We start from the raw sequence: 12,573 nt of genomic DNA, 5'->3' as shown, positions 1-12,573 counted from the left end.
CAGGTACCTCAGCACCGTAACCGCTGCGGGTGCGAAGGGGAGCCTCAGGCCTGCAAACGTCCCTCTACGGGGCCTTCGTCGGGCGGCGGCACGGGCGGCGGCACGGGCGGTGTCACGGACGGCGGCACGGACGGCGGCACCGACGGCGGCACCGACGTCACGGACGTCACGGGCCGCACCGCGAAGACCGTCGTGTCGTCGGCGAGACGCCCTCGGCAGTGCCGCAGCGTGCGGTCCCGCACGAAGGCCACCAGCCGGCCCGGCTCGGCGGTCCGCGGATCCCGGGCGAGGGCCGCCGCGACCTCCTCGGCCAGCGGATAGAACTCACCGGCCGCGTCCCGCGCCTCGGTCACCCCGTCGGTGACCAGCAGCAGCGTCTCACCGGGGGCCACGGCCACCCGCAGCACCGGCGGGGGCCCGTCGTCCTGCGCGACCAGCTGACCGAGGCCGAGGGGGAGCCCCTCGCCGTTCGGCAGGGCCCGTACGCCCTGCGTCCCGCCGACCGCGAGCGCCGGCTCGTGCCCGAACCCGACGATCTCGACCATCCCCTGCTCGCCCACGGCCACCCGGTTCTCCCCCGCCACCCCGCGCTCCCGCCCCCGCCCCCGCCCGGGGAACCCGATCAGCACGGCCGTGGCGAACCGGTCGCCGTCCGGCCGCCCGAGGGCCGCGGTGTACGCCCGGTGCCGTCGCATCCGGGTCTCCAGCCGGCCGGCCACGGTCGCCAGATCCGCCTCGTGGTACGCGGCCTCGCGGAAGGTGCCCAGCAGCGCGGCGGCCGCGTCCACCGCGCCCAGCCCCTTGCCCTGTACGTCGCCGAGGAGGACCCGGGTGCCGTGCGGACCGGGCTGGATGTCGTAGAAGTCGCCGCCCACCCGGGCGTCGGCGTCGGCGGCCAGGTAGACCGCCGCATGGTCGAGGCCGCCCCAGGGCGACGGCAGCGGACGCAGCACCGTACGGCGGGTCGTCTCGGCGATGTGCATCATGTGCAGCATCCGTCGCTCGCCGCGCACCCGTACCGACGCGGCGAGGACGGACAGCGCACCGCCGACGAGCACCAGCACGAAGTCGGCCGCGCCCTGCTGGTACTCGGACGGCCAGGCGGCGTCGCTGGTGGCATAGGTGAGCAGGGCGAGCGCCGCGAAGAGCGCCGTCGTCCACACCCCGCAGAGCGCGGCGGCGATGGCGGCGACGAAGACGCACCAGGAGACGATGCGGAACTCGCCGGTGGTGTTGTAGTCGGCGTAGGAGATGGCGACGAGCATCACCAGCGGCACCAGCCAGGTGACGCTGCGGCCCCGGATCTGGAGCAGTTGGTGCCGCTGGAGGACGTCCCGGCGCCGGGCCCGCGGATAGCGGTCGAGCAGGCTGTGACCGCCGGACTCCATGAGGTCAGCGAAGCACGGGAGCGAGGCGCCCGCATCCGGGAGCCGGCGCACGGACCGGCGCACGAAACCGGGCACACGGACCCGGCACACGGACCCGGCGGACCAAACCGGCGGACGAGACAGTGCACCCGACTTGCCACCGCCCCCGCCCAGGTGTGCCCTGGAAGGCGGGGGCGAGGAGAGAGAGGAGTCCTCTCATGGCTCATGCGGCACCCGCGTCAGGCGTACGGACCACTTCCACCCGGTCCCGTACACCCGACGTCTTCAGCGAACGGACCCACCAGGCCGCGGAGTGGACGACACCCGTGGCACTGGGACTCGTCTACGGCTACTGGGTCGCGGCCAACAACCGCTCCGGCGGCCCCATCACCGGCTGGAACCTCCTGCTCGGCTTCGTGAGCGCCTTCGTGTTCGCGGCCCTGTGGATGGGCATCCACGCCCTGGCCCCACGCATGCGGCGCGAGCTGCACGCCCTGCTGTGGACGGCGTTCGCCGGCTGCGCCTTCGGATTCCTCTACAGCGAGACCAGCGCGAGCGTCCTGCGCTCCGTGGGGTGGTCCCTGGCGGTCTCGGCAGGCGTCTTCGTGACGCTGTTCTACCGCTTCTACACGCACGAGGACGCGGCCGGACACCGTATCCGCTGATCCGCCCACCGACAGCGTCCGCACCAGGACGCACACGGGCCCCGGCGTTGTACGCCGGGGCCCGTGCCTTCCCTCATCCCTCCACTCACCGGCCGACCGGGACCCACTCCCAGTCACCCGACGAGGTTCCGGTGGCGCTGAAGCTCCAGGAGCCGGAGAAGCTGAACGTCCCCGAGGCCGAGACGCCCAACGAGCTGTTGGTGAAGGGGTCGTCCCAGTTGGTCCAGTCGCCGTTCTTCCACAGCGGGCACGGGTCGGCACAGTCGGGCACCCGCGCGCCGCCGGTGTCCACGAAGGCGGCACTCGCCCAGCCCTGGGCGCCGAAGAGCCAGTACCAGTCCGGGTTGCCGTTGACGCTCTGCCCCTTGACCATGCACTGCACACGGTCGTGGCTGCCGGGCGCGAGCGCCGCGACGACGGGCGAGCGGGTGGTGGGTTCCTGTCGCACGCTCAGTTCGGAGCGGGAGACGACGGTGCCCCGGATCGAGCTGTTCCCGTCGCCGCCGCTGGTCGGAGGGGCTGCCGTCGCCGTGGTTCCCAGTGCCGCGCCGGCGAGGGTGCCACCGGTGAGCAGGGCCGTGGCCAGAGTCCGCAGGGCCAAAGTGGTGCGCATGATCGACCTCCTTCTCCCCAGAACCAGGAAACACCCGTTCGGGTGAACCCTCCACCGGAGCGCGCCACCAGGGCGCCACCAGGGCGGCTCCAGGACGTCCCCGGCCCGTCCCCGGGGCACCACCCGGACGGCCGCCATGGGCTCGCGTTCCCCGCCCCGACCCCGTTGCCTGGAGGGGTGTCCCCAAGCCTGCGGACCGCCCTCTCGGCCGTCCTCGTCGCGCTGTCCTGCCTGCTCGTGCCGTTCGGCGCGCTCGCGGCCTGGGCTGCGTACGGCCTCACCGACACCCGTGGCTACGTCGCCACGATGGCGCCGCTCGCCTCCGACCCCGCCGTACGGAACGCCGTCGCGGACACGGTGGGTGACGGAGTGGCACGCGAGGCCGGGATGAACCCGCTCTTCCTGCGGGACGCGGTCCGCTCCTTCACCGCGACCCGGGCCTACCGCACGGCCTGGGACGCGGGCAACGAAGCGGCCCACACGGCCGTGATGAGGGCGCTGAACGACGAGAGCGCCGACCGCGACTCCCACCCGGTGACCGTGGACCTCGCCACCGTCACCTCCCCGCTGAAGCGCCAAATGACCGCCGATCACGTGCCGTTCGCCGACCGCGTACCGGTGGAGCACACCCGTGTCGCACTCCTCCCGCCAGGTGAACTGGCCGCTCTCCGGAAGGGCTACCACGTGCTCGACGTAGCCGGTTTCTGGCTGCCCCTGGCAGCCGTCGTGTTCGCGATGGCCGGTATCTCGGTGGCGGTCTCCCGCCGCCGGGCGGTCACGGCGACGGCCCTCGGCACCGCCCTGGGCGGCGCGTTGCTGGGCCTCGCCGTCGCGATCGCCCGCCGCCTGACCCTCTCCGACCTCCCCGACGAGACCCACCGCCCGGCCGCGGGCGCGGTGTACGACGCCCTCACCGCCACCCTGCGGACGGCCTCCTGGCTGCTGCTCGCGCTGGGCCTGACGGTGGCGGCGGCGACCTGGCTCATCCGCCGGCGCTCCCCGGCGGTCCGCCTGCTGCGACGGCGGCGAGTGTGCGCAACGCCCGTGCCAACTCCCCCTCCGGAGCCGACGCGAGTCCGAGCCTGACGGCGTCCGGGGTGCGGTGCGGGTCGACGGCGAATGCGGTCCCCGGGGTCACGGCGATGCCGTGCGCGGCGGCAGCGGCGGTGAAGGTGTCCGCCCGCCAGGGCGCGGGCAGCTCCCACCAGGCGAAGTAGGCGCGCGGATCGGTCCGTACCGTGCCCCCTGCGAGCCGCCCGCCGAAGCGCTCGGTGGGGTGCGCGGTGGGCTGCCCGGTGGCGTGTCCGCCGAGTTGCCCGGTGGGGTGCGCGTTGAGGTGCCCGGTGAAGTGCCCGCCGAGGTGCTCGGTGCGGTGCGCGGTGAGCTGCGCGTTGAGGTGCGCGGTGGGGTGCCCGCCGAAGTGCTCGGTGAGGTGTTCGGTGAGGATCGCCTGCCGCCGGGCGACATCCGCCCGCTTCGCCTCGACGAGCCGCCGCACCACCCCGTCCCCCGTCCACCGCACGGCCGCCTCCAGCGCGAACCGCCCCGCGCTCCACCCGCCGGACCGCACCGCGGCCCCCACGGCCTCCACCCGGTCCTCCGGTACGACGAGGAAGCCGACGGTCAGCCCCGGCGCGACCCTCTTCGACAGCCCGTCGACGACATGGGTGAGACCGGGGGCGTGCGCGGCGAACGCGGCGGCGTCCGGACGGAGGAAGGACCAGATGCGGTCCTCGACGACCGGCAGCCCCCACTCGACCACCAGGCGGCCCAGTTCGCGTCGCCGCCGCTCGCTCATGGTCGAGGACGTCGGATTGTGGAGCGTCGGCTGAAGGTAGAGAGCGGAGAGCGGAGCGGCGCGATGGGCGGCGGTGAGGACGTCCGGCCGCACTCCTTCCGCGTCACCGGCGAGCGGGACGAGAACCACCCCCAGCCGTCCGGCGATCTCCTTGACCAGCGGATAGGTCAGCTCCTCCACCCCGACCCGGCCACCCGGCCGGACCAGGGAGGCGAGGGCGGCGGCGATGGCCTGCCGGGCGTTGCCGGTGAACAGGAGCTGTGCGGGGTCCGGCCGCCAGCCGGGCAGCGCGAGGAGCCGGGCGGCACTCTCGCGGGCGGCCGCGGTCCCGTCGGCGGCGCCCGGACGCATGGCCTCCGTCAGCACATCGCCCCGCAGCAGCGGCGCGAGGGAGGCCGCGAGGAGATCAGACTGCCCCTCGGCCGACGGGTAGTTGAGCTCGAGGTTGACGGGCGCGGAGGTGGCCGTCTCGATGAGCGCCCGCCCGTGCGCGACGGCCGGCGCGGCCCGGACGAAGGTACCTCGCCCCACCTCGCCCACCACCAGGCCGCGGCGCACGAGTTCGGCGTAGACCCGCCCGGCCGTCGAGGGGGCGATGCGGTGCCGCCGCGCGAACCACCGCTGCGGGGGCAGCTGCTGGCCTGGGCCGAGCCGTCCGGCGGCGATGTCACCGGCGATGCGGTCGGCGATGAGCCGGAAGTCGGCCATAGGGGTGTCCCGCTCCGTTCTTCGGCGCGATCGGGATTGCACCGAGGACAAAGATCCTATTGCACCGAGAAGTCGGCCCGCCCTACTGTCGATCACATGGCACCCTTCCTCGCATACGAGGACAAAGGCATGGACACGCCCCCGGCGCTCCCCCTCGTCCTCGTCCACGGCCACCCCTTCGACCGCACCATGTGGGCCCCGCAGATCGAGGCGTTCTCCGCCACCCGCCGGGTGATCGCCCCCGACCTGCGTGGTTACGGCGCGTCCCCGGTGGTCCCCGGCATCACGCTGCTCTCCGACTTCGCCCAGGACATCGCGGCGCTCCTGGACGAACTGAAGGTGGAGACGTTCGTGCTGGCCGGGCTGTCGATGGGCGGCCAGATCGCGATGGACCTCTGCCGGCAGTTCCCCGGCCGCGTCCGGGGTCTGGTCCTCGCCGACACCTTCCCGGCCCCGGAGACCCCCGGCGGCAGACTGGCGCGCAACGAGATGGCCGACCGCCTGCTCGCGGAAGGCATGCGGGGCTACGCCGACGAGGTCCTGGAGAAGATGGTCGCCCCCTACGCGGCCCCCGAGGTCAAGGCCCACGTCCACCGCATGATGACGTCCGCGTCTCCCGAGGGCGCCGCCGCCGCGCTGCGCGGCCGGGCCGAACGCCCCGACTACCGCCCCCTGCTGACCCGCGTCACCGTCCCCGCCCTGGTCGTGGTCGGCGCGGACGACGAGTACACCCCCGTGTCGGACGCGGAGGCGATGCACGCGGCGCTCCCGCACTCCGAACTCCGGATCGTCGAGGGCGCGGCCCACCTGCCGAACCTGGAGCGGGCGGACGAGTTCAACAGGGTGCTGACGGAGTTCCTGGCGAAGACCGGGGCGTAGCCTTCGGCGGGATGAGGTCGATGCGAGGACGGCTCCTCGGCGTCTGGTGCGCCGGGCTGCCGCTGGCCGGGGTGAGCGTGGTCGTCGGATGCCGGGTCGCCGACACCGATGCCGTGACCCCCGTACCGCAACTGCTCGCCTTCCTGCCGTGGCTGACCGTGCCCACCGGGGCCGCCGTCGCCCTCCGGCAGGGCCGGTAGCCGGGGCCCGGCAGGGTCCGGGAGCCCCTGCGCCGGGAGGTCGCGGCGGCGAGGGCGATCACCTCGCCGCACGCGGGCGGCCTGCGCCGGGCTCCTGAGCGGGGGCGGCTAGACCCCGATGTCCTCGCCGTCCTTGCGCCACACGGCCACGACCGCCGGGCGGACGATCTTCCCGGCGCCGTCCGGCCAGGTGCTCGCCGGCTTCTCCACCGTCGCGCCGTCGACCTCGCCCGGGTGCTGCACGGCGACGAGCACCCGCCGGTCCTGGACGATCGGGCCGCAGGTCTCCGCCCCGGTCGGCACCGTCAGGAACTGCTTCAGCTCACCACGCCGCGAGCCGCGCGTCGCGACGCCGAACAGACCGTCGTGCGAGCCCAGCTGGCTGCCGTCGGTGGAGATCCACAGGTTGCCGTGCGGGTCGAAGGCCACGTTGTCCGGGCAGGAGATCGGGCTGACGTCGTCCTTCGGGAAGCCCGCGAAGTAGGTCGCCGGGTCGTCCGGGTCACCGGCGACGAGGAACAGCGACCAGGCGAACGTGGTGCTCTCGGGACGGCCCCGCCGCTCGGTCAGCTCCAGGATGTGCCCGTGCTTGTTGGCGTTGCGCGGGTTGGCCTCGTCGGCCTTGGCGTTCGCGCCGACACCGCGGTTGGTGTTGTTGGTGAGGGCGACGTACACCTTGCCGGTGACGGGCGAGGGCTGGATGTCCTCGGGCCGGTCCATCTTCGTCGCGCCGACCTTGTCACCGGCGAGGCGGGTGAAGACGAAGACCTCCTCGGCGCTCATCCCCTCGACGTGCGAGACGGCGCCCTCGGCGGTGGCGGTGGCGACCGGGATCCACTCGCCGCTCCCGTCGAACTCGCCGTCGGCGGGCAGCTTGCCGGTGCCGTCGATCTCGATCGTGGGGGAGTCGCCGGTGAGCCTGGCGACGTAGAGCGTGCCCTCGTCGAGCAGCGACAGGTTGTGCTCGCGGACGGCGCGGCTCGACCCCTTCTTCATGCGCTTGCTGCCGACGAACTTGTAGAAGTAGTCGAACCGCTCGTCGTCCCCGGAGTAGACGACCGGCCGCCCGTCCTCGGTCAGCCGCACGGTCGCGGCCTCGTGCTTGAACCGGCCGAGGGCGGTGTGCTTGCGGGGCGTGGACGTCGGGTCGTACGGGTCGAGCTCGACGACGTACCCGAAGCGGTGCACCTCGTTCGGCTCCTGGGCGACGTCGAACCGCTTGTCGAACCGCTCCCACTTGCGCTCGGTGGCGCCGGCCCCGATCCCGTACCGCTTGTCCGTGGCCCGGCCGCTGTTGGCGAAGTACTGGTTGAAGTTCTCCTCGCCGTGCAGCGTGGTGCCCCACGGGGTGGTGCCGCCGGAGCAGTTGTTGAGGGTGCCGAGCACCTTCGTGCCGGTCGGGTCGGCGGAGGTCTTCAGCAAACCGGAGCCGGCGGCGGGCCCGGTGAGCCGGAACTCGGTGGTGGCGGTGACCCGCCGGTTGAGGTGGTGCCGGGGCACGGCGGTCAGCTTGCCGGTCCTGCGGTCCTCCTCCACGACGACCACCCCGAGACCGTGCGCCGCCCAGGCGACCTCGACCTGCTGCCGGGTGGGGTTGGCGGCGTCGTAACCACGGAACATGAGCACTTCGTCGGTGTACTCGTGGTTGGCGACGAGCAGCTGCCGGTCGCACTCGCCCGGGACGGGCAGCAGCGCCAGGAAGTCGTTGTTGTAGCCGAACTGCCCGGCCTGGGCGGCGGCGGTCTGCTTCTCCGGGTCGAAGGCGGGAGCCCCGCGCAGGATCGGCTCGCCCCAGCGGATGACGACGTTCTGCCCGTACCCGTCCGGGACGGTGACGGCGTCGGCGGTGTTGGGAGCGACGGAGCTGTACCGCAGCCCGCGGGCTGCCTTGGCGGCAGGCTTCCCGGAGGGTTTTCCGGAATTCCCGGAGGACTTTCCGGACGTCTCGCCCACCGCGGCCGCGGCGGACGGCGCACCGGCCAGACCGGCGGTCCCGGCGGCGGCCGCGACGGTGACGACCGCGGCGGCGCGCACCATCGCGCGGCGGCCGATCGCCCCCGCGATGATCTCTCCGACGTACTCGTTGTCGCTGGTGTTGGGCACCTCGTGGAAGCAGGCGTCACCACACCGGAAGCGGCAGGTCATGGCGGAGCGTCCGCCGGGATGGGACTGGGACGGCGTTCCGATCAGCGGCAGAAGCTTGCGCACCTTTAATCTCCCCTTGCGTGCCCTTGGTGTGACCGTGACGTTAGGGGCACGTTTGTGCGCAGGCGCTGCTGCAGGCTGAACGGAGAGTGAATCCCCGGCAGCCAGAAGGGTGTTGGACTTGCGCGGAGGGGGTGACGAGGCGGTATTGACACACCTGGATTCCTTACACTCACCCCTGCCCAAGATCACCTTCCGGGGCCGTTAACCTTACGTGTCCGTCCTGGCCAGGGATTACGGGCTTCAACTCACGCGAAGGGTTGCGCACATGGGCATTCTCACTCTCCTGCGGAACGCGTTCGGACGGTCACGCAAAGAGCGGGCCGCCGAGGCAGAGGGTGCGGAACAGGTTCCTTCGCAGGAACAGACCGCCTCCGAGGAGCAGGACCAGGAGCCGGCCGGGGCCGTCCCCGCACCGGCGGCCGCGCCGACCCCGACGCCCGAACCGACGGTCCCGTCCCCCTCCCCCGAACCCACCCCGAGGGCCACCCCCACGGCCCAGGTCCCGGAACCCCGCCCGGCATCCGAGGACGAACACGACCTGGTCTCAGCAGCCTTCGACAACGTATCGGTTCCCAAACCGACCCAGTCGACAGAAGACCTGCCGCCGTCGACGGAGGCGGAGACTGAGGCTGAGGCTGAGGCTGAGGCTGAGGTGACGGCTGAGGCCGAGGTGACGGCTGAGGCTGAGGTGACGGCTGAGGCCGAGGTGACGGCTGAGGCTGAGGTGACGGCGGAAGCGAAGGCGGAAGCCGAGGCTGAGGCGCCGACGCAGGCGGAGGCCGAGCCCGAGACCGAGACCGAGACCGAGACCGAGCCCGAGGCTGAAGCGAAGGCCGAGCCCGAGGCCACAGTGGACGAGCCGACTGAGGCTGAGGTGACGGCCGAGGCCGAGCCGACGGCCGAGGCCGAGCCGACGGCCGAGGCTGAAGCGCCGACTGAGGCTGAGGTGACGGCGGAAGCCAAGGCGGAAGCCGAGGCTGAGACGCCGACGCAGGCGAAGGCCGAGACCGAGCCCGAGGCTGAAGCGAAGGCCGAGCCCGAGACCGAGACCGAGCCCGAGGCTGAAGCGAAGGCCGAGCCCGAGACCGAGCCCGAGCCCGAGGCTGAGGCGAAGGCCGAGCCCGAGGCCAAGGTGGACGAGCCGACTGAGGCTGAGGTGACGGCCGAGGCCGAGCCGACGGCCGAGGCTGAAGCGCCGACTGAGGCTGAGGTGACGGCGGAAGCGAAGGCGGAAGCCGAGGCTGAGGCGCCGACGCAGGCGAAGGCCGAGCCCGAGACCGAGCCCGAGCCCGAGCCCGAGGCTGAAGCGAAGGCCGAGCCCGAGGCCAAGGTGGACGAGCCGACGGTCGAGGCGGCTGCGGAGGCTGAGCCGGCGGCCGAGGAGCCCACGGTGGTCACCGTCGCCGAGGCGGAGCCGACGGCAGAAGAGCCGGCGCCCGAGGGCGAGACCGGCACCCCGTCCGAGGAGCCGACGGCGGCGGAGGCGGAGCCGGCGGCCGAGCAGCCGGAGGCCGAGCCCGAGCAGGTCGCGGTCGCCGCCGCTGCGGCGGAAGCCGACAAGCCCGCGGCCGCTACGGCGGAAGCCGAGGAGCCCGCGGCCGCGGCCGCCGACGGCGAAGCCGAGGTCAAGGACGAAGCCGAGGTCAAGGACAAGGCCGAGGTCAAGGACAAGGCCGAGGTCAAGGCCCCCGCCGAGACTCACGCCGCCCCCACCCCGACCCTCCCCCCGGGCCTCGCCACCGCCTACGACGCGGCCGCCACCGCCCTGGAGGCAGCCCACCTCACCGGCACCCGAGCGAAGCTCTACCTCGTGCTGGACCGCTCCGCGAGCATGCGCCCGTACTACAAGGACGGCTCCGCCCAGGCTCTCGCCGAGCAGACCCTCGCCCTCGCCACCCACCTCGACCCCGAGGCCACGGTCCACGTCGTCTTCTTCTCGACGGAACTGGACGGCACCGGCGAGCTGACCCTCACCGACCACGAGAACAAGATCGACGAGCTGCACGCCGGCCTCGGCCGCATGGGCCGTACCAGCTACCACGCGGCGGTCGAAGCGGTCGTGGGCCACCACGAGAAGGAAGCCGCCCCGGGCACCCCCGCCCTGGTCGTCTTCCAGACGGACGGCGCCCCGGACGCGAAGACCCCGGCCACCCAGTCCCTCACCGACGCGGCGAAGAACCACCCCGCCGTCTTCTTCTCCTTCGTCGCTTTCGGCGAGCCCGACAACAAGGCCTTCGACTACCTGCGCAAGCTCAAGACCCCCAACACGTCCTTCTTCCACGCGGGCCCGGCCCCGCGCGAGCTGACGGACGCCGAGCTCTACGAGGGCGTACTGGCCACCTGGCGCCCGTAGGCCCGCATCGGGGGGTGGAGAATCACGTCCACCCCCCGAAACGCATGTGAGTGGATCTTCGCGGGGCCAGTAGGATTTCGGGCATGGCGGCCACTGGAACCGAGAAGCAGGGTGGCAAGGCGTTCTACGTCTCCACCCCCATTTACTACGTCAACGACGCTCCTCACCTGGGCCACGCCTATACGACCGTCGCAGGCGACGTGCTCACCCGCTGGCACCGCCAGCGTGGCGAGAAGGTGTGGTACCTCACCGGCACGGACGAGCACGGTCAGAAGATCATGCGCACCGCGGAGGCGAACGGCGTCAGCCCGCAGCAGTGGGCCGACAAGCTCGTCGACGAGTCCTGGCGCCCCCTCTGGGAGCACCTGGAGATCGCGAACGACGACTTCATCCGCACCACGCAGCAGCGGCACACCGACCGCGTCCAGGAGTTCGTGCAGGACCTGTACGACAAGGGCGAGATCTACAAGGGCGGCTACGAGGGCCCGTACTGCGTCGGCTGCGAGGAGTACAAGCTCCCGGGCGAGCTGCTCGACGGCGAGGGCGACTTCGCAGGTCAGAAGCTGTGCCCCATCCACAAGAAGCCCGTGGAGATCCTCAGCGAGGAGAACTACTTCTTCAAGCTGAGCGCGTACGGCGACAAGCTCCTCGCCCTCTACGAGGCGAACCCCGGCTTCATCCAGCCCGAGTCCGCGCGCAACGAGGTCGTGAACTTCGTCCGGCAGGGCCTCCAGGACCTCTCCATCTCGCGCTCCACCTTCGACTGGGGCATCCCGATCCCGTGGGACCAGAAGCACGTGATCTACGTGTGGGTCGACGCGCTGCTGAACTACGCGACGGCGGTCGGCTACAACGAGAACGAAGAGAAGTTCGAGGCCACCTTCCCGGCCGACGTCCACCTGGTCGGCAAGGACATCCTCCGCTTCCACGCGGTGATCTGGCCCGCGATGCTGATGGCGCAGGGCCTCCCGCTGCCCGGCAAGATCGCCGCGAACGGCTGGCTGATGGTCGGCGGCGAGAAGATGTCGAAGTCGAACCTGACGGGCATCAAGCCGCAGGACCTGACCTCGCACTTCGGCGTGGACGCGTACCGCTGGTACTTCCTGCGCGCCATCGCCTTCGGCCAGGACGGCTCGTTCTCGTGGGAGGACTTCTCCGCCCGCTACACGAGCGAGCTGGCGAACGACTACGGCAACCTCGCCTCCCGGGTGGCCGCGATGGTCGGCAAGTACTTCGACGGCGTCCTGCCCGGGGCCGGCGCCTACAGCGAAGCCGAGAAGGCGCTGCACGACGGTCTGGCGAACGCGGTCGCGGTGGCCGACCGGAAGATCGGCGAGGAGCTGGACTTCCAGGGCGGCATCCTGGCCGTGTTCGACTTCGTCAAGCAGGTCAACGGCTACATCACGGAGCAGGAGCCGTGGAAGGTCGCGAAGGACGACTCGGCGGAGGGCCGGGCCCGTCTCGCGACCATCCTCTACACCGCCGCGGAGTCCCTGCGCGCCGTCGCCGTACTGCTGAACCCCGTCATGCCGGACACCTCCCAGAAGCTCTGGGACTCGCTGGGCGCCGACGCGGTCCTGGGTGCTCTGGCGGACCAGCGGGTCCAGGAGGCCGGCACCTGGGGCACGCTCCCGGCCGGTACGACGGTCACCAAGGGAGCGGTTCTCTTCCCGCGCCTGGAGGAGAAGCCGACCGCGTAGCGCGTCGACGACCGACCACGGGGTCCGGGACGCATCGCCTCCCGGACCCTGGCCGGGGTCTCCCGGACCAGAGGACGCTTCG

At 72.2% G+C, this 12,573-nt stretch carries 9 protein-coding genes and 1 pseudogene; 6 read left to right on the top strand and 4 right to left on the bottom strand.

The genetic code is table 11. The annotated features are described in order from the left end of the window. Positions 1 to 44: 44 nt before the first annotated feature. Positions 45 to 1,388 (bottom strand): PP2C family protein-serine/threonine phosphatase, encoded by a 1,344-nt coding sequence (locus ACFWBD_RS24585; protein WP_385670531.1) that lies wholly within the window; start codon positions 1,386 to 1,388, stop codon positions 45 to 47. 197 nt (positions 1,389 to 1,585) lie between these two features. Between ACFWBD_RS24585 and ACFWBD_RS24580 the strand changes: the two genes are divergently transcribed. Continuing rightward, complete coding sequence (locus ACFWBD_RS24580) at positions 1,586 to 2,032, top strand: hypothetical protein (protein WP_385670528.1); 447 nt, start codon at positions 1,586 to 1,588, stop codon at positions 2,030 to 2,032. A gap of 85 nt (positions 2,033 to 2,117) precedes the next feature. Here ACFWBD_RS24580 and ACFWBD_RS24575 read toward each other — a convergent pair whose 3' ends face one another. Then, the gene (locus tag ACFWBD_RS24575) at positions 2,118 to 2,645 is read right to left on the bottom strand and encodes an SH3 domain-containing protein (RefSeq protein WP_385670525.1); all 528 of its coding nucleotides are present in this window, start codon (positions 2,643 to 2,645) and stop codon (positions 2,118 to 2,120) included. A 177-nt stretch (positions 2,646 to 2,822) separates the two neighbouring features. On the opposite strand from ACFWBD_RS24575, the gene ACFWBD_RS24570 reads away from it, so the two are divergent. Then, complete coding sequence (locus ACFWBD_RS24570; RefSeq protein WP_385670522.1) at positions 2,823 to 3,731, top strand: hypothetical protein; 909 nt, start codon at positions 2,823 to 2,825, stop codon at positions 3,729 to 3,731. On the opposite strand, the gene ACFWBD_RS24565 is transcribed toward ACFWBD_RS24570, so the two are convergent. Further along, positions 3,628 to 5,151 carry a PLP-dependent aminotransferase family protein gene (locus ACFWBD_RS24565; RefSeq protein ID WP_385670519.1) on the bottom strand — a complete coding sequence of 508 codons (1,524 nt, stop codon included), beginning with the start codon at positions 5,149 to 5,151 and terminating at the stop codon, positions 3,628 to 3,630. The genes ACFWBD_RS24570 and ACFWBD_RS24565 overlap by 104 nt on opposite strands. 96 nt (positions 5,152 to 5,247) lie before the next feature. On the opposite strand from ACFWBD_RS24565, the gene ACFWBD_RS24560 reads away from it, so the two are divergent. Together ACFWBD_RS24560 and ACFWBD_RS24555 are read left to right on the top strand one after the other, a co-directional pair. Next, positions 5,248 to 6,030: an alpha/beta fold hydrolase gene (locus tag ACFWBD_RS24560; protein WP_385670516.1), complete on the top strand. Its 783-nt coding sequence runs from the start codon at positions 5,248 to 5,250 to the stop codon at positions 6,028 to 6,030. A gap of 11 nt (positions 6,031 to 6,041) precedes the next feature. Then, positions 6,042 to 6,215 (top strand): annotated as a pseudogene (locus tag ACFWBD_RS24555) (endonuclease/exonuclease/phosphatase family protein); the annotation flags it as partial. A 123-nt stretch (positions 6,216 to 6,338) separates the two neighbouring features. Here the strand turns inward: ACFWBD_RS24555 and ACFWBD_RS24550 are convergent. Then, a complete protein-coding gene (locus ACFWBD_RS24550) occupies positions 6,339 to 8,438 on the bottom strand; it encodes a PhoX family protein (RefSeq protein WP_385670513.1) in 2,100 nt (699 codons plus the stop codon). 265 nt (positions 8,439 to 8,703) lie between these two features. Between ACFWBD_RS24550 and ACFWBD_RS24545 the strand changes: the two genes are divergently transcribed. Together ACFWBD_RS24545 and metG are read left to right on the top strand one after the other, a co-directional pair. Further along, a complete protein-coding gene (locus ACFWBD_RS24545; RefSeq protein WP_385670510.1) occupies positions 8,704 to 10,791 on the top strand; it encodes a VWA domain-containing protein in 2,088 nt (695 codons plus the stop codon). Positions 10,792 to 10,874: 83 nt separating this feature from the next. Beyond that, positions 10,875 to 12,491, top strand: a complete 1,617-nt coding sequence (gene metG / locus ACFWBD_RS24540; protein WP_385670508.1) for a methionine--tRNA ligase — start codon at positions 10,875 to 10,877, stop codon at positions 12,489 to 12,491. Positions 12,492 to 12,573 lie beyond the last annotated feature (82 nt).

The sequence above is a fragment of the Streptomyces sp. NPDC060002 genome, from assembly GCF_042737245.1.
Classification (GTDB): domain Bacteria; phylum Actinomycetota; class Actinomycetes; order Streptomycetales; family Streptomycetaceae; genus Streptomyces.
Note: the sequence above shows the minus strand (reverse complement) of the source record. Positions and strands in the feature narration are given on the sequence as shown.

Excerpts from the sequence above, each read along its gene's own strand:
- ACFWBD_RS24585 (WP_385670531.1), bottom strand. The coding sequence starts at position 1,388 with ATGGAGTCCGGCGGTCACAGCCTGCTCGACCGCTATCCGCGGGCCCGG.
- ACFWBD_RS24580 (WP_385670528.1), top strand. The coding sequence starts at position 1,586 with ATGGCTCATGCGGCACCCGCGTCAGGCGTACGGACCACTTCCACCCGG.
- ACFWBD_RS24575 (WP_385670525.1), bottom strand. The coding sequence starts at position 2,645 with ATGCGCACCACTTTGGCCCTGCGGACTCTGGCCACGGCCCTGCTCACC.
- ACFWBD_RS24565 (WP_385670519.1), bottom strand. The coding sequence starts at position 5,151 with ATGGCCGACTTCCGGCTCATCGCCGACCGCATCGCCGGTGACATCGCC.
- ACFWBD_RS24560 (WP_385670516.1), top strand. The coding sequence starts at position 5,248 with ATGGCACCCTTCCTCGCATACGAGGACAAAGGCATGGACACGCCCCCG.
- ACFWBD_RS24545 (WP_385670510.1), top strand. The coding sequence starts at position 8,704 with ATGGGCATTCTCACTCTCCTGCGGAACGCGTTCGGACGGTCACGCAAA.
- metG (WP_385670508.1), top strand. The coding sequence starts at position 10,875 with ATGGCGGCCACTGGAACCGAGAAGCAGGGTGGCAAGGCGTTCTACGTC.